The organism is Neorhizobium alkalisoli (assembly GCF_002968635.1).
In the GTDB taxonomy this organism is placed as follows: Bacteria; Pseudomonadota; Alphaproteobacteria; order Rhizobiales; family Rhizobiaceae; genus Neorhizobium; species Neorhizobium alkalisoli.
This window is the reverse complement of sequence record NZ_PVBN01000015.1, coordinates 142335-157354: the sequence shown is the minus strand read 5'-3', so window position 1 is coordinate 157354 and position 15020 is coordinate 142335. Positions and strand designations below refer to the sequence as shown.

Sequence of the window (15020 nt, the reverse complement as noted above, 5' to 3'; positions counted from 1 at the left end):
CCGAACGGCAGTTCTCACCGGCCACAACCGCCGCCACAACACGCTCGCGAAGATCATTCGAAAGAGCTCGTGTCATCAGATGCTGGCCTCCGCCCAGCCAGCACCTTGAATCACAAAACCGGCCCACAGGGAATCCCATCAGATTCAGTCAAGCGATGAAACGCTCTAGTCGTCTCACAAAGAGCGTTCTTCCTTTGCGCGCAGACGAGTGAATGCAAGCAGCCTTGTCTGGAAGCGGTGCTCTTTCGGCTTAGGTGCACTGTTCACCTGTCGTGAGACGCTCTACATGTAAGCGCGTATTAGCGTCGCCTCGTTCCTTTTTCTTGTAAGAACGCGTTTTTCCGCTTGCGCCGAAAAGCCAAAAAGAATAGGCAAATCCTGCTCATAGAGCTGGTCGGGGCGTAGCGCAGCCCGGTAGCGCACTTGACTGGGGGTCAAGGGGTCGTCGGTTCAAATCCGGCCGCCCCGACCATTTAACTCTCCCCCATTGCCTGATTTAGGCGAACCTCTCACGAAAAAGCCCCGCCGGAGCAGGGCTTTCGTATTTCCTTTTGCTCACGAATCAAATTTCCGGACAGCCCGGACGGTTAGCGAAGCGGATGCGATCCGGGCCGTTGCGGGTCATGCCCTGTACTGTCACGCTTCGATCGGTAACGCGGACCACTTCCGGACGACGAAAGCCTTCGTCGCGGGCGGCGGCGCGGGCTTCGCTCGGGCTGCAGCCGCGGCGGTATTCGCGATCTCTATCTCTGTCGCGGATAACCGGCCGGACACCGTCCGGGCCGAGACGGAGCTCAAGGTCCTGAGCCGAAACGGATGTGGGGAAGGCGCCAAGGGCGCCGAGCGAAAGGGCTGCGGCAAGCCCCGTACTCGATAGAATTTTCATCATCTTATTCCTCCTTGCGCACAACGGCGCGAATGGTCACGCTTGGCGAACGATGGGAGGAGGAAAATGTTCCGCTGGAGAGGGCAAGTATCGAGTGAAAAATTACGCCACGACTGCGCGAATCTTCAAGCGTTGAACCCGGTTGGTTCAAGTGACGGGAAGAATAGTCGGATGGCTTATCTGAAGCGCGGTGCGCGGCTTGCATTCATCAGCAGTTCCTGCTGAGACGCGAATGGCCCAAGTAGTTTGAAAAGGCGCGCTTCCTCTTCGCGATCCAGCCGGTAGCGCTTGGCGAATTCCGCGACGCTCCAGACTTTCTTGAGGCCCTTGTCGTCGATCTCATCGGTCTTGAGATACGTTGTCATCAGCTTCCCCTTTTTATTAGAACGTCAACTCACGCGGTGAATTTTTGTTCCCGGCAATTTTGCGCTTCTATCGTTAAAAATTTTCACCTGCCGAAACGGCCAATTTACTGGACGTTTTCTCGGTTTTCGGACCGATTTTACGCTCGGGCGGTGTCTCGTTCACGGAGGGAGGGGCGGTCCGAAATGGCCAGCATCGAGAAGCAGATTGGAGGCGCCAGATAAGATCTGCGCGGGAACCGGTTCAGTCGTCGTTTGCCGCGTTCAGATTCTGCGGCCGGATACCTTCGTCATGGGATTTTTGGCGCAGCCTGACGCCGGGGCCGGCGCCCGCATCGTCGCCTTCACCGGCACCGAGAAAGAGAATGCCCCTTGATTCGAAGATGGTGCGCAGGCGCTCGGAAATATCGGCACCCGCAAAGGCCTGGGCCGCTTCGGCTTCCTCGATCGCGGATTTTGAAAGACCGGAAGCGGCGGCGAGCTCCTCCACCGTCATTCCCGTCATGGCACGTGCGGCACGCAATTGAGAGGCTGTCAGCATGGGAACAATCTGGCGCGTCGGGAGCCCAAGTCAAGTACTCTGGGGGCCGGGACTATCCGGCTCGAAGAAAGCGATGCTCCAGTGCAGCGCAGCCCCAGACGATACCGAGCAGCAGATAGAAGTGCCGCCAGTGGTCGGTATCGATGACATTGCCGATGATCGCATGCCCGAGGATCATGACCCAGGCGATCATCAGATAGGGCTGCCAGGGGCGCTCGCGCAGCATGTAGCGGAAACCGAACCAGAGCGTCGACCAGATCATGATCTGATAGGTGACCGCGCCGAGCCAGCCGTAGGTGGTGAGTGTCTTCAGCCAGATATTGTGCTCGTCTTCGCCGAATGTCTTGCCGAATACCATCGGCCCCAGCCCGAGCGGCCGTTCCATCGCCATCAGGAAGCCGATCTTGTGACGTTCGAAGCGGCCGAGGCGCGCCCCGTCATATTCCTGAACCAGCTTGGCCCGGTTCATGAAGAGGTCGTAGACCTGTTCGAACTGAAGCGCGATCGCCAGCGTGAGGGCGAGAAAGACGGCCGCTCCCACTGCAATGGCGAGAATCTTCAAACGGAAGGCCGGTGTGCGTTCCTTCAGCAACATGACGACAACAAGCGCGGCGCCGGCAAAGAGCAGCAGGCCCCAGGCCGCGCGCGAGAAGGAAAGGAAGATCCCGAGTGCGAGGATCAGAATTCCGAGGATCAGGAGAGGTGTCTGAATGAGCCGGCCGGTCAGCATCCGGTAGAGGAGATAAAGCAGCGGTGCGACGAGATAGGGACCGAAGACGTTCGGATCCTGGAAGGCGCCCATGGCGCGATTATAGCGCGTGAAGACATGCGCGCCGGGAAAGGCATTGAAATAGCCAAGAATGCCGAGCAGCGAGGTGATGATCGCGGCGGCCACCCAGGCCTTGAAGATGAGGTTCAGCCGCCGGTGGTCGTTTTCGATAACAGCGGCATAAAAGACCGAGCTGAGCGCCAGAAAGATCGACACCGCGAAATACATCGGCGCCCCGCTCATGTCCTTCATGACGAACATGGAGGTGAGGCCGCTGAGGTTGAAGGTCAGCAGCATGACGAGGAGGGGCGCGACGGTGCGCGAAATCTTCAGGCCGATCAGGAACCAGATGCCGATCTGGATCACCATGATCAGCTCATAAGGGGCGGGTTCGGAAATCACGAAGCCGGAGAGAAAGACGCCGAACGCGATCAGGCCGGTACCGGCAAGCCTCAGTGCTGCCAGCCGGCTGTCGAAATGGCCTGGATGACCGTGGGCCGGATGATCGTCGGCGATCGCGCTCAATAGGCGTTGTCCGTGTTGAGCAGCCGGATCGGCGTCAGGAACAGGATTTTCAGGTCGAAGAGCAGCGACCAGTTCTCGATATAGTCGAGGTCGTAGGCCGTGCGGGCGCGGATCTTCTCGTCGCTGTCGAGTTCGCCACGCAGTCCGTTGATCTGGGCCCAACCGGTGACGCCCGGTTTGACGCGGTGGCGGGCAAAATAGCTCTCGACCACGTCCACATATTTACGCTCGCCGGTTTGGGCGCTCACGGCATGCGGGCGCGGACCGACGAGTGAAAGTTCGCCGCGCAGCACATTGAAGAGTTGTGGCAGTTCGTCGATCGAGGATTTCCGCAGGAAGCGCCCGACGGGCGTAACGCGAGGGTCACCCTTGGTGACCGCCTTGATCGCGCTCTGGTCGCTCATGTTGGTGTACATGGAGCGGAACTTCAGGACCTGAATCACCTCGTTGTTGAAGCCGTGGCGCTTCTGCCGAAAGAGGATAGGTCCTTTGGACGTTGCCTTTACGGCGATTGCCGAGGCGAGCATGACCGGCCAGAGCAGGCTGATCGCGATCAGCGAGAACAGGATGTCGAAGATCCGCTTGGCAACCGAATCCCAATCGCGGATGGGCTTGTCGAAGATGTCGAACATCGGCACCGCGCCCACATGGGAATAGGAGCGGGGGCGGAAGCGCAGGCGATTGGCATGGGCGGCGAGGCGAATGTCGACCGGCAGGACCCAGAGCTTGCGCAAAAGCTGGAGGATGCGTTGTTCGGCGGTCGCCGGCAACGCGATGATCAGCATGTCGATGCGTGCGAGACGGGCGAATTCGACCAGTTCCGCGAAGGTGCCGAGCTTCGGGTAACCGGCCACGACGGTGGGAGAGCGCTCGCTGTTTCGGTCGTCGAAGATGCCGCAGATGCGGATATCGTTGTCCGGCTGCTGTTCCAGCTGGCGCACAAGCTGCTTCGCCGGTTCGCCGCCGCCGACGATGACGGCCCGCCGTTCCATGACGCCGTTGCGCGCCCAGTTGCGGATGGCGAAGGCGGTGAGCTGCCGTTCCAAAAACAGGAAACCGGTGCCTGTTGCAAACCAGACGAGAAGGGCCGCAACGGAATAGGAATCAGCTTCCGCAAGGTGAAGAACAGCCGCCGTCAACACAAAGCCGATCGTCCAGCCGACGAAGACGCGTCTGGCTGTGCGGCTGGCGCCACGCAGCGACGGGATCTGATATGCGTCCGCAAGCTGCAGCAATAGAACGGTGCCGGTCGCGCCGGTGGCGATCAGGGCGAAGCGGGCAAGGAAGCCGCTGAAGTCCGTGGGCACCATCAGAGTGCCGACGAGCAGGCCGATCGCCAGCATTGCCGCCAGCTCGAACAACCGAAACTGGCCGATAAGCATTGCCGGAGAAGTGCTGTCGTTGCGGAATTGCTCCGCAATCTGCCTTGCGAGCGGATTGAGTACGGTCGGCTCCTCCGGATCGCGCTTTTCCTCGCTGGAGCGGATTTCCGAAACCCTCCTGCGAAGGTTGTCGACATCGAACTGTTCGGACTTGCTTGGCTTGTTCATGGCCCGATCCTTTTGGCCATCCGGTCCAAAGGAGGCGGAGGCATTGAAAAGGACCTAGCAAAAAGAGGTGAAGGAAGCCTTTAGCGCTGTGCCGCCAAAGGTTTCGAGGTCAGCAGATTTTGGTACAGGCCGAGCATTTCCCGGGCCATGACGGATGCGGAGAATACCGCTTTGAAGGCTTCCGGCCTCGGCATCACGTCCTCCCGCCAGGTGGGGGTCGTGATCGCCTCGGTCATGACGCGGGCGAGATCCTCTGCGTCTCCGGGTTGGGCGAGAGCATCACTTGCGTCTCCCAGCACTTCCGGAATTCCGCCGACGCGTGAGGCGATCACCGCCTTGCCGGCCGCCAAGGCTTCCAGCACGATGTAGGGCATCGCCTCGGCGCGCGAGGGAACAACGACGGTCTTCGCCAAGGCGAAGGCTTCCCGAGCCGGCATGGCCGGCCGCATCCCGATACGGCGTCCGAGCCCCCGCTCGGCCATCATCGCCTCGTAACGGTCACGGTCGGGCCCGTCGCCGACCATCAGTGCCGACAGGGGATGACCGACCGCTCGTTCGGTGCGGGCAAAGGCATCGATGAAGACATCTGGACCCTTCAGGTCGCGCAGCATGCCGATATAGAGGAAATGCGGGGCGGCCGGGTCCGTTTCGATCGTTTCGAATTCGGTGTCCTTGATCCCGTTGTAGATCACCTGCGATATCTTGCGCGGCTTGCCGACCTTCGTCTCGTAGGTGCGCCTTTCGTATTCGCAGACGAAGACAAGTGCATCTGCGAAATGTTCCTGGAAACGTTCCAGTCGCAGCACCACCTGACCGGACAGGGTGTTCCGATCGAAATGCAGACTGCCGCCATGCGGCGAATAGAGGCGGGCTACGCGATACCTGTTTACCCGCAGGGCTGAGCCGATCAGCCGGGCGAGGGCGCCACCCTTGGCGCCGTGCCCGTGCAATATATCCGGCTGCAAGCTTCGAATATGCTTGTAACTTCTGTAGATGGCCGCAAGATCCGACGGAGCGATCGCGCGGCGCATCGGAATGCGGATCAGGCCGAGCGAAAGCTGGGGCCTTATGCTGTCGAAGAGGCGATCCTCGTGCGCCCCGCCGGTGGAGCTGTCGCAGAGTATTCCAACCTCGTGGCCGAGTGCCCGGTGTTCCTCGACGAGATCGCGCACGTGGCGGAAAATCCCTCCGACGGGCGACCGGAAGCAATGGAGTATTCGCAGGGGAGCGCTCTCCGTCATTGGTTCGTCAGAAGAGCCGCTCGCGGACGTAGATCGTATCGCCGGCGAGCACCGGTGCGGCGACCGTCGTTCGGCCGGTGATCACCTGTCCGTTGATCTTGCGCGTCACATCCACGTCCCGCTGATTGCCGCGCGACGTGAAGCCTCCGGCGATCGCGACGGCGTTCTGGGCGGTCATGCCGGGCACATAGGAATATTGTCCTGGCCGCCCCACTTCACCCATCACGAAGACCGGGCGATAGCGATCAACCTCGATCGTGACGTCGGGGTCGCGCAGGTAACCTTGCTTGAGGCGAGATGCGATTGCACCTTCGAGCGCCGGCAGAGTCTGGCCGCGGGCCGCAACCTGACCGATCAGCGGGAAGGCCACGTAGCCGGCCTGGTCGACGGTGTAGGAATTCGACAGGCCGGGCTGCTCGAAGACGCTGATCCGCAGCCGGTCGCCGCTGTCGAGCCGATACGGCTGGATCGTCGCTTCCTGAAAGCTCTTGGGGGCCGGAGCATAGCTCGTGCAGCCGGCCAGAGCCGTCGCTGTCACGCCAAGTGCGAGCGCAAGCACGTGCTTGGCCGTCACGTGTTTGAATGGGGCGAAGGACATTTTCGCGTTCCGGGCTCCGGCTGTTCATACCATTGCGTCCGTTATCGATCCGTTAGGGTTAATGCCCGGTAAAGAGCGGCACGATTTCGTGAGCCACAACGACCAAAGCGTTGGCCGGAATGCCATTAACCCTCGCGTTACCATGATCCTTTACCATCCGCCGAAACCGGTAGTTGGAGCGTATCATGTCAGGCGTAAACGGCAGCAATCAGGACGTGGACATCGATCTCGGGCGGATCATTGCAGCGGTATGGGAACGCAAAGCCAGGATCCTCGGTGCCACCGTCATAGCCGCTGCCGTTACCCTCGTCGGGGCCAGCCTGATGAAACCGAGCTACAGAGGCGAGGCGCGGCTCCTCATCGAATCCCGTTCGCCCAACTTGTCGGGAGGAGAGGGCGCGCCGCAGGCCAATGACCCGGTTCTCGACTCGCTGAACGTCACCAGCCAGGCGCAACTCCTGCAGTCGAGCGATCTCATCAAGCGGGTTGTCCACGATCTCAAGCTGGCGCAATTGAAGGAGTTTGATCCGGCAGCCCAGTCCCTGTTGCCCGATCCCCTGGTTCTGATCGGTCTCAAGCAGGATCCGATGACGCTCGACCCCGAGGACCGGGTCATCCAGGAGTTTCGCGAAAAGCTGCAGGTCTATCCGGTCGAAAATTCCCGCGTCATCGCGATCGAGTTTTCCTCGCATGATCAGAAGCTCGCCGCCGACATCCCCAACAGGATGGCGGAGGTCTATCTCGAGATCCAGAGCGGCGCCAAGCTCGACACCCATTCCGAGACCGCAAAGTGGCTCGAGCCGGAAATCGTCCGACTGACTGGCAAGGTTCAGGAGGCGGAGAAGAAAGTGGCGGACTACCGCTCCTCCAACGGCCTTTTCCAGACGACCGAGACCAACAGTTTTTCCACTCAGCAGCTCAACGACATTTCGACGGAGCTCGCTCGTGTCCGGGCTGAGCGGGCCAATGCGGAGGCGCGCGCCGAAAACGTCCGTGCCGCCCTCAAAGCTGGCCGGGCTTCCGATACGCTGACCGACGTCGTCGGATCGCAGGTCATCCAGCGCCTGAAGGAAGCGGAAGCCAATCTGCAGGCCCAGATATCCGATCAATCTACCCAGCTACTGGAGGGCCATCCGCGGCTGAAAGGCCTGCGCGCCCAGCTCGGCGGCATTCGCCAGCAGATCGACAGCGAAACAAAGAAAATCCTCGCGAGTCTCGAAAACGATGCGGAAGTAGCGCGGCTGCGTGAGCGTCAGCTGATGACGCAGCTCAACGGTCTCAAGGCGGACTCTGCCAAGAGCGGGGAGGAGGAAGTCGGACTGCGGGCACTCGAGCGTGAGGCCACTGCCCAGCGCCAGCTTCTCGAAACCTATCTCGCCCGCTTCCGCGAGGCGACATCGCGTCTCGACAGCAATGCGAGCCCGGCCGACGCCCGCGTCGTGTCGCGCGCCGTGGAACCCTCGGAGCCCTATTTCCCGAAAATCGTCCCGATCGTCATCGTCGTGTCGCTGGCGACTTTTATTTTCGGATGCCTGATCGTCATGATCATCGAACTCTTCAGCGGCCGTGCGCTCCGGCCTTCCGGCGTGGGTGACGTCGAATCGGACCGAGAGGGGAAGGCTTTGCCGGCGCCGGTTCCCGCGGCTACCGTCACGCCAGCCGCGACGCCCCTGCCGGTGCATCAGATGCAGGCCGAGGCGGCGCGTTTCGACGTGAGCGAGGCTGCAGCGAAGGCGCGCGCCAAGGTGGCGGAAAAATTCATCGCCTCGAAGGCGGAAGAGCAGGTCGAGAAGGCGGACGCCTCGGACGAGGGCTTCACGATCGGCTCGGTTGCCCATTATCTTCAACGTCACGATGTTCCTGTGGCGATCGCCATTTCACCGGGTGGTGACCAAGGCTCGACGGCAACCGTCATGCTGGCCCGCGAGATTGCCGGGCAGGGGCGAACCGTCGCGCTTATCGACATGACCGGTTCGGCCTGCCCGACCCGCCTGATGGCCGAAAATCCGAAACTTCCCGGCATTACCGATCTGCTCTGCGGCGAAACCGCGTTCGGCGACGCGATCCACCGGGACCGTCTTTCGGACGCCCACATCATACCGCACGGCGCGTCCGATCCGAGCAAAGCCATGCGCGGCGTCGATCGGTTGACGATGATCATCGACGCGCTGGCAGACGCCTATGATCTGGTGCTGGTTGAATGCGGACCTGCCGAGATCGCCGGCATTTCCCGCCTGGCACGCGACGAGACGGCGGATATCATTCTGTCGGTTCCGGGCTTCAGGGAAGACGAGGTGGCGAAACTGGTCACCGATTTCGAGATGGCCGGCTATCGGCACCTGTTGGTCATGGCGGAAGCCGGGGACCTGCATTCGCCGCGCCGTGGCCGCCGCCGCGCAGCCTGATTGATCATTCCGCTTCCGATGCGAGTGCCGCCGGTTCTTTCGGACAATGGCCGGCTCGCCAGCGCTGAACCAGGGAATAGAGGTGGGGATTGCGTTTGATCGCAGCCTTGGCCTTCGTCACGCCCATCATCAGCGGACGCAGCAACGATCCCTTCCATGTCAATGGGAGCAGGATGTCATGCTGGACGGTTTGCTGCGTGCACCAGTTTCGCTTGTAAGGCTGGTCTCCGACGCCGAAATCGAAGATCGCGGCACCCTGGCGGCAGGATTGCTCGATGGTCAGCCAGAACAGCAGTTCGCCAGGGCTGGCTTCGGGGCAGATGCTCTCGTCGATGGAACTGAACTGGCAGATGACGTGGTCGCCCTTGCGGGACAGGCCGGCGATGGCGGCAATATGGCCTGCATGTTCGCCGCGCAAGCGGATGGCGAACAGGCTGAGCGGAGTGTCGAAACCTTCAGGCGACACGTCCAGCAGTCGGTGGAAGAACTGCCGGATATCGTCCGGCTGGAACACGTCCGGCAGCCCAAGCTGTGCAAGCCGCTCGCCCTTCTGATGGAAGAAGAGATCCAGGAGCGCATGCTTATCGGCGCTGCTTTCGGGGCAGATGTAGTCATACCCGCCGATCGCCTCGAGCTTGCGGCTTGAGGAGCGGAATTTCTTGCGGCGGCTTTTGGCGTTGAGCTGCGCAATCGTCGCCTCGAAATTGGGAAACAGCGGGAGTTGGAAGGAGCGGTTCTGGTTCTCGGTCGTTGCCAGCCCAGAGAGCGGATGCCGCGCGCCGCGCCAGGCAAGCGGAATATTGTCGAGGACGATAAGATCGGCTGTGTCCTTCAACGCTGTCCGCGTGGCATGAACGAAGTTCTGAAGTTCCTCCGCGTCAGGCTCGGCGAGATTGGCATCGAAGAGGCCGGAATTGAGGTTGTTGAATCGGTCGCCGGGAAAGCGGGCGACCCTGCAGCCCTTATCCGTGACGATTTCGAGCGGCAGGATGAGGTGCGTGCGATTCTGGGCCACACCCTGAATGATGACCACCTCGCTCTTGTGTGCCTGCGTCCAGGCAAGACACCAGTCGAACCTCTGATGCAGGGAGTTCTTCGCCAGTCTCTCCAGACGACGCCACTCGGCTTCGATCGGCTGCGGATTGTTGAGGACGCGCAGCGTCAGATCGGCAAACCGCACCATGTCGTCGTCCGCCCCCGGTTCGCCGGGCGCTGGAACGATCTGTTCTTCCTGTTGGATTTCCTGCTTCTGCATGGCTTTGCCCGCTGATGCCGTTTTGCCGGCACGATAGGGCGGAGGCGCCAAAAATCGGTTTATCACCGGTCCGGTTGGCCGACAAACCGCAGCGGCTGGTTAACCGCGGGTAAATTCAGCGCTTGGGAGGCCTCGGGCCAGCCATCCACTTGATGATCAGCATGGCCGGAAGGATCCAGAGCAGGCCGGAGAACAGGAAATAGAGAAAATGAACCCACCATGGCGAGGTGGCGAGCATGAGGGTGGCGACGGTCGTGGCGGCCAACGCATAGATGATCACCAGAAAAATGATGAGAATAGTGCCGATGAAACTTCTCAAACGCGGGACCAAGACGTTCTCTCCTATCCGCGACCGCATGCCGCAAAGTGCCGGGGCTTGTTTTGCATGGGGCGATGAGGCAAAGCAACGCCAAAGAACGAAAGGCGTCTGAAGACGCCTTCTCGCCACGAGCGACGGGAGTATCCCATGTCCGCGACGAACGCAGTCATTATCGATGTCTTGAAACAGACGAAGCGCCTCGAGCGCGACCGCAAGGCGGTGCGCATCTGGCTCGGTTTCGTCGTCTTTACCCTCTTCTGTCTGGTGCTGGTCGGTGGGGCGACCCGCCTGACCGATTCCGGCCTCTCGATCACCGAGTGGAAGCCGATCCACGGCGTGATACCGCCGCTCTCAGTCGAGGAATGGGACGAGGAATTCCGCCTTTATCAGCGCATTCCGCAGTACCAACAGGTCAACAGGGACATGACGGTCGATGAATTCAAGTCGATCTTCTGGTGGGAATGGGCACATCGTTTCCTGGCACGCTCGATCGGTGTGGTCTTTGCGGTGCCGCTTGTCTTCTTCTGGCTCACGGGCCGTGTCGAAAAGCGGTTGCGCTGGCCTCTCGTCGGCGTTCTGGCGCTCGGTGGTTTTCAAGGTTTCATCGGCTGGTGGATGGTCTCCTCCGGCCTCAGCAAGCTCGTCAGCGTCTCGCAATACCGGCTCGCGACCCATCTCGTCATGGCTTGCCTGATCTTCGCCGCCTGTGTGTGGATCATGCGCGGTCTATCGCCGCATAGCGACGACGTGGCTCCGGAAGGCCGTGCCAAGGTCGGCGCCGTGCTGGTCGCGGCGATGTCGCTTTTCCAGATCTATCTGGGCGCTCTGGTCGCCGGCCTCGATGCGGGCCTTTCCTACAATACCTGGCCGCTGATGGACGGTGCGGCGATCCCCGGCGACCTCTTCATCCAGCAACCCTGGTGGATCAATCTCTTCGAGAACCCCAAGACCGTGCAATTCATCCACCGCGTGGGCGCCTATCTGCTCTTCGCGCTGGCGCTTTGGCATATGATCGTGCTGCTGAAGAGCGCGCCCGGCACCACTCATGCCCGCCGTTCCGTTCTGCTCTTCGGCCTCATCCTGATCCAGGCCGTGCTCGGCATCGCGACCCTCCTGATGCAGGTGCAACTGCATCTTGCTCTGACCCATCAGGCAGGCGCGCTGGTCGTCCTGGGATTTGCCATAGCCCACTGGCGCGGTTTCGTCGGTGAATATCCGCCGGAGACGGCGGTCGCCATACGGGACTGAACGTCGAAGAAATTCCGGCCTTATGTCGGAAGAGGTCCCTGCTGCTCGTCCTTGGAGCATAGTCAAACGGCTGCGGCCAAGGAGAGAGGGCAGGACAATGGCCAAAACGATCGCAATTCTCGTCGCAAGGCTGATTTTCGGCGGCCTGTTCGTCATGGCGACGAGCTTCAAGTTCCTCGATATGCCGTCGACGGTGGGTTATATCGCCGGCGCCGGTTTTCCGTTTGCGCTTTTCCTCGCATGGTGCGCTGCGATCTTCGAAGTGGGACTGGCTCTTGCTTTCCTGACCGGCGCCTTCTTTTCGGAAGCGGCGCTGCTCGCCGGTGTCTACGTTATCTTCCTGGCATTTGCCTTTCACGGTCCAAACCGCTGGGAAGGCAATCAGGCGGAGTTCGGCTTCTTCGTCGACCATTTTACATTCCTGGCCGGTCTCTTGTTCGCTGCCGTGCACGGACCGGGCGAGAGGCTCGCGTTGAACCTTGGTCTGAAACAGATATTCGCGCCAGCGCGCCGGATCGCCTAGGCCTGACGCAACACGTTGCGGATCGCTGCGGCGACGGCGAGCTCGTCGTCGCGGTCCTCGGCATTGCCGTCTTCGTAATGCCAGGCGGCTGAGAGGCAGCCATAGGCAAAGGCGTAGCGGAGGATGGTGCGGACATCGCGCCTGAGCGTTTCGGCAAACACCCCGGCCATCGAGCCGATGCGTTCCTCGTTGCGTGTAAGGTCGAAACGGTCGAGCGGATTGGAAAACATGTTGGCGACGTCGAGCGCCGCATCGCCGATCAGTCCGGCCGGATCGATGATCAGCCAACCGCGCGGCCCGAACATGATGTTTTCGTGATGCAGGTCACCGTGCAGCGGCTTGATGTCCTGCTGATTGGCGATCAGCTCTTCCGCCATAGCGGCCGCCTCGAAAAAGGGGCTGGCAATTCCATCGCGACGGTCGGCCTCTGCCTTTTTGAACAGGCTCGCGAAATAGCCGGAAAGCGGCAGCAGGCTCGTGGGCGGCGGCGTGTCGGATTGGCGATGGTATTCCATCAGTACCTCGGCCGCGATCCGTGTAGTGTCCCTGTCGCCCTGGGCGACAAGGCGGTCGCGAAGCGTCGCCGTGCCGGCGTGTTCCATCAACAGGATATTGCCGGAGCGCCCGATGAGCCGAATGCAGCCGACGCCATCCCGCCACGCAAGAAAATCCGCACCGCGAAGACTATCTTCCAATGCCCTTGGTTTAAGGATTTTGACGATATCGAGCTCGCCGCCGGCACGCGTCACTTCATAGACCGTGCCGACGACTGTATCTGCGATCTGGCGGGCATCTTCGATCCGCCATTCGGCAGGGAATGGAATGTTATCGGTCATCAGGCCGAAAGCATCAGGTCCATGTTCTGAACGGCTGCCCCCGAGGCACCTTTGCCCAGATTGTCAAGAAGAGCCACGAGGTTAACATGCTCTCCGCCCGGGGTGCCGAACACGAAGAGCTTCATCGTGTCCTGGCCGACGAGTTCTTCCGCATCGACGCGCGCGAGCGTCTTGCTCTCCTCGAGGGAAACGATCTCGACGATGTCCTGACCGGCGTAGTGCTCGACCAACGTCCGATGGATGCTTTCGCGGGTAAAGCCGTTCTTGAGGTCTTCGAGGAAGAGCGGCACCTGGACGATCATGCCCTGGGGGAAGCGGCCGACCGAGGGCGCGAAGAGCGGTGCGCGATCGAGCAGGCCGTGAACCTTCATTTCAGGCACGTGCTTGTGCTTGAGCGGCAACCCGTAGAGGAAATTGTTGGCCTTGATCGCATCCGGGTGGTGTAGGTTTTCCATCTGCGCGATGAGCTGCTTGCCGCCCCCTGTATAGCCGGAAACGGCGTTGACCGTCACCGGATAACCATCCGGCAGGATGCCTGCGGCCCGCAACGGCCGGATGAGGGCGATCGCGCCGGTGGGATAGCAGCCGGGATTGGCGACATGCCGTGCCGACTTGATCTTTTCCGCCTGCGCCTTGTCCATTTCCGCAAAGCCGTAGGCCCAGGACGAATCGACACGGAAAGCCGTCGAGGTGTCGATCACCCGCACCTTGTTGTTGCCGGAAAGCATGGAGACTGCCTCGCGCGAGGCCTCGTCCGGTAGGCAGAGGATTGCGATGTCGGCACTGTTCAGGAGATCCTCGCGCATGGCGGCATTGCGCCGCTCGGCTTCCGGGATCGACAGCAGCTCGACGTCGCGGCGGCCGGCCATACGGGTGCGGATCTGCAGTCCCGTGGTGCCGTGTTCGCCGTCGATGAAGATTTTCGCTGCCATTGTCTTTATCCTGTGATGTCAGTGCCTTGGATTGAAGGCCGGATTCGGTTTACCAGCCACTTGATTCAGAAATTTAACGCGTTGCCTTTCGCTCCGCGCGAAGCCCGAGCATATACATGGCAACGGTCGCTCCGGCAATGGCGGTGATATCCGCATGGTCGTAGGCAGGCGCGACTTCGACCACGTCGGCGCCGCGGATGTCGAGCGACCCCAGCTTCCGCAATACAGAGAGAATCCTGGCGCTGGAAGGGCCACCGGCCACCGGCGTCCCGGTACCCGGCGCAAAGGCCGGATCGAGGCAGTCGATGTCGAAGGTGAGGTAGGTCGGCATGTCGCCCACATGGGCAAGGATCGCCCTGGCGATCTCGTCCGCCGTCATCTCCTCCACCTCATGGCCATAGAGAAGGCGAATGCCGAAATCCTCCGGGGCATGGGTGCGGATGCCGACCTGGATGGAACGGGCGGGATCGATAATGCCATCGCGCACCGCGCGCGCTACGAAGGAGCCATGATCGATCCGGCTCTCGTCGTCGAGCCAGGTATCCTGATGCGCGTCGAACTGGACGAGGGCAAGGGGGCCGTGCTTCGCGACATGCGCCTTGAGGAGCGGCCAGGTAATGTAGTGGTCGCCCCCGAGCGTCAGCAGGAAAGCACCGTGTGCAATGATCTTGGCCGCTTCCTGCTCGATGGTTGCCGGTGTCTTCTGATGGTTGCCGTAGTCGAGCAGGCAGTCGCCATAGTCGATGACAGCCATATCGGCGAAGAGATCGCGCGAGAAGGGGTATTGCGGATCGTTGTCGAAGATGGCGGAAGCTCGCCGGATCGCCTGTGGCCCGAAGCGCGCACCCGGGCGGTTGGACGTCGCCGCATCAAAGGGAATGCCCCACACCACCGCGTCGACACCTTCCAGGTTCTTGGTGAACCGCCGGCGCATGAAGGAGAGTGCGCCGGCGAAGGTGGGATCAGTGGCGGCAGAGGTGAGGCTGGTTGCCATGAAGGCGTGATCGATCGACTTTTCTGCCATTGCGTC

Annotated in this window: 15 protein-coding genes and 1 tRNA gene; 4 read left to right on the top strand and 12 right to left on the bottom strand. The window is 61.2% G+C overall.

Annotation, left to right across the window (positions count from 1 at the left end):
- Nucleotides 1-395 precede the first annotated feature (395 nt).
- A tRNA-Pro gene (locus C5L13_RS25820) sits at nt 396-472 on the top strand.
- A gap of 90 nt (nt 473-562) precedes the next feature.
- On the opposite strand, the gene C5L13_RS25815 is transcribed toward C5L13_RS25820, so the two are convergent.
- The 7 genes from C5L13_RS25815 to C5L13_RS25785 form a co-directional block, all read right to left on the bottom strand.
- Nucleotides 563-889, bottom strand: a complete 327-nt coding sequence (locus C5L13_RS25815) for a hypothetical protein (protein WP_105386133.1) — start codon at nt 887-889, stop codon at nt 563-565.
- A gap of 173 nt (nt 890-1062) precedes the next feature.
- Nucleotides 1063-1251 (bottom strand): hypothetical protein, encoded by a 189-nt coding sequence (locus C5L13_RS25810; RefSeq protein ID WP_105386132.1) that lies wholly within the window; start codon nt 1249-1251, stop codon nt 1063-1065.
- Between the two features lie 241 nt (nt 1252-1492).
- Nucleotides 1493-1789, bottom strand: a complete 297-nt coding sequence (locus tag C5L13_RS25805) for a DNA-binding protein (protein ID WP_105386131.1) — start codon at nt 1787-1789, stop codon at nt 1493-1495.
- 52 nt (nt 1790-1841) lie between these two features.
- Nucleotides 1842-3083, bottom strand: coding sequence for an O-antigen ligase family protein (locus C5L13_RS25800; protein ID WP_407070474.1), 1242 nt, complete (start codon nt 3081-3083; stop codon nt 1842-1844).
- Nucleotides 3080-4633 (bottom strand): undecaprenyl-phosphate glucose phosphotransferase, encoded by a 1554-nt coding sequence (locus C5L13_RS25795; protein WP_105386130.1) that lies wholly within the window; start codon nt 4631-4633, stop codon nt 3080-3082. The genes C5L13_RS25800 and C5L13_RS25795 overlap by 4 nt, the downstream gene beginning before the upstream one ends.
- Nucleotides 4634-4713: 80 nt before the next feature.
- Nucleotides 4714-5874, bottom strand: a complete 1161-nt coding sequence (locus tag C5L13_RS25790) for a glycosyltransferase family 4 protein (RefSeq protein WP_105386129.1) — start codon at nt 5872-5874, stop codon at nt 4714-4716.
- Nucleotides 5875-5881: 7 nt separating this feature from the next.
- The gene (locus C5L13_RS25785) at nt 5882-6472 is read right to left on the bottom strand and encodes a polysaccharide biosynthesis/export family protein (RefSeq protein ID WP_105386128.1); all 591 of its coding nucleotides are present in this window, start codon (nt 6470-6472) and stop codon (nt 5882-5884) included.
- A 185-nt stretch (nt 6473-6657) separates the two neighbouring features.
- On the opposite strand from C5L13_RS25785, the gene C5L13_RS25780 reads away from it, so the two are divergent.
- On the top strand, nt 6658-8877 hold the full coding sequence (locus C5L13_RS25780) for a GumC family protein (RefSeq protein ID WP_105386127.1): 2220 nt from the start codon (nt 6658-6660) through the stop codon (nt 8875-8877).
- 4 nt (nt 8878-8881) lie between these two features.
- On the opposite strand, the gene C5L13_RS25775 is transcribed toward C5L13_RS25780, so the two are convergent.
- Nucleotides 8882-10132 carry a GNAT family N-acetyltransferase gene (locus C5L13_RS25775; protein ID WP_105386126.1) on the bottom strand — a complete coding sequence of 417 codons (1251 nt, stop codon included), beginning with the start codon at nt 10130-10132 and terminating at the stop codon, nt 8882-8884.
- Nucleotides 10133-10247: 115 nt separating this feature from the next.
- Nucleotides 10248-10490 (bottom strand): DUF2842 domain-containing protein, encoded by a 243-nt coding sequence (locus C5L13_RS25770; protein ID WP_407070473.1) that lies wholly within the window; start codon nt 10488-10490, stop codon nt 10248-10250.
- A gap of 108 nt (nt 10491-10598) precedes the next feature.
- On the opposite strand from C5L13_RS25770, the gene C5L13_RS25765 reads away from it, so the two are divergent.
- Nucleotides 10599-11699, top strand: coding sequence for a COX15/CtaA family protein (locus C5L13_RS25765; protein WP_105386124.1), 1101 nt, complete (start codon nt 10599-10601; stop codon nt 11697-11699).
- Nucleotides 11700-11796: 97 nt separating this feature from the next.
- The gene (locus tag C5L13_RS25760) at nt 11797-12222 is read left to right on the top strand and encodes a DoxX family protein (RefSeq protein WP_105386123.1); all 426 of its coding nucleotides are present in this window, start codon (nt 11797-11799) and stop codon (nt 12220-12222) included.
- Here C5L13_RS25760 and C5L13_RS25755 read toward each other — a convergent pair.
- The 3 genes from C5L13_RS25755 to speB all read right to left on the bottom strand — a co-directional run bounded on the left by C5L13_RS25755 (nt 12219) and on the right by speB (nt 15014).
- Nucleotides 12219-13058, bottom strand: a complete 840-nt coding sequence (locus C5L13_RS25755; protein WP_105386122.1) for an aminoglycoside phosphotransferase family protein — start codon at nt 13056-13058, stop codon at nt 12219-12221. The genes C5L13_RS25760 and C5L13_RS25755 overlap by 4 nt on opposite strands.
- Nucleotides 13058-13990 (bottom strand): N-acetyl-gamma-glutamyl-phosphate reductase, encoded by a 933-nt coding sequence (gene argC, locus C5L13_RS25750; RefSeq protein WP_105386121.1) that lies wholly within the window; start codon nt 13988-13990, stop codon nt 13058-13060. Before argC ends, C5L13_RS25755 begins: the two co-directional genes overlap by 1 nt.
- A 73-nt stretch (nt 13991-14063) precedes the next feature.
- Nucleotides 14064-15014, bottom strand: coding sequence for an agmatinase (gene speB, locus C5L13_RS25745; RefSeq protein WP_105386120.1), 951 nt, complete (start codon nt 15012-15014; stop codon nt 14064-14066).
- Nucleotides 15015-15020 lie beyond the last annotated feature (6 nt).

Excerpts from the sequence above, each read along its gene's own strand:
- C5L13_RS25765 (WP_105386124.1), top strand. The coding sequence starts at position 10,599 with ATGTCCGCGACGAACGCAGTCATTATCGATGTCTTGAAACAGACGAAG.
- argC (WP_105386121.1), bottom strand. The coding sequence starts at position 13,990 with ATGGCAGCGAAAATCTTCATCGACGGCGAACACGGCACCACGGGACTG.
- C5L13_RS25755 (WP_105386122.1), bottom strand. The coding sequence starts at position 13,058 with ATGACCGATAACATTCCATTCCCTGCCGAATGGCGGATCGAAGATGCC.
- C5L13_RS25815 (WP_105386133.1), bottom strand. The coding sequence starts at position 889 with ATGATGAAAATTCTATCGAGTACGGGGCTTGCCGCAGCCCTTTCGCTC.
- C5L13_RS25760 (WP_105386123.1), top strand. The coding sequence starts at position 11,797 with ATGGCCAAAACGATCGCAATTCTCGTCGCAAGGCTGATTTTCGGCGGC.
- C5L13_RS25780 (WP_105386127.1), top strand. The coding sequence starts at position 6,658 with ATGTCAGGCGTAAACGGCAGCAATCAGGACGTGGACATCGATCTCGGG.
- C5L13_RS25770 (WP_407070473.1), bottom strand. The coding sequence starts at position 10,490 with ATGCGGTCGCGGATAGGAGAGAACGTCTTGGTCCCGCGTTTGAGAAGT.
- speB (WP_105386120.1), bottom strand. The coding sequence starts at position 15,014 with ATGGCAGAAAAGTCGATCGATCACGCCTTCATGGCAACCAGCCTCACC.
- C5L13_RS25810 (WP_105386132.1), bottom strand. The coding sequence starts at position 1,251 with ATGACAACGTATCTCAAGACCGATGAGATCGACGACAAGGGCCTCAAG.
- C5L13_RS25785 (WP_105386128.1), bottom strand. The coding sequence starts at position 6,472 with ATGTCCTTCGCCCCATTCAAACACGTGACGGCCAAGCACGTGCTTGCG.
- C5L13_RS25805 (WP_105386131.1), bottom strand. The coding sequence starts at position 1,789 with ATGCTGACAGCCTCTCAATTGCGTGCCGCACGTGCCATGACGGGAATG.
- C5L13_RS25775 (WP_105386126.1), bottom strand. The coding sequence starts at position 10,132 with ATGCAGAAGCAGGAAATCCAACAGGAAGAACAGATCGTTCCAGCGCCC.
- C5L13_RS25795 (WP_105386130.1), bottom strand. The coding sequence starts at position 4,633 with ATGAACAAGCCAAGCAAGTCCGAACAGTTCGATGTCGACAACCTTCGC.
- C5L13_RS25790 (WP_105386129.1), bottom strand. The coding sequence starts at position 5,874 with ATGACGGAGAGCGCTCCCCTGCGAATACTCCATTGCTTCCGGTCGCCC.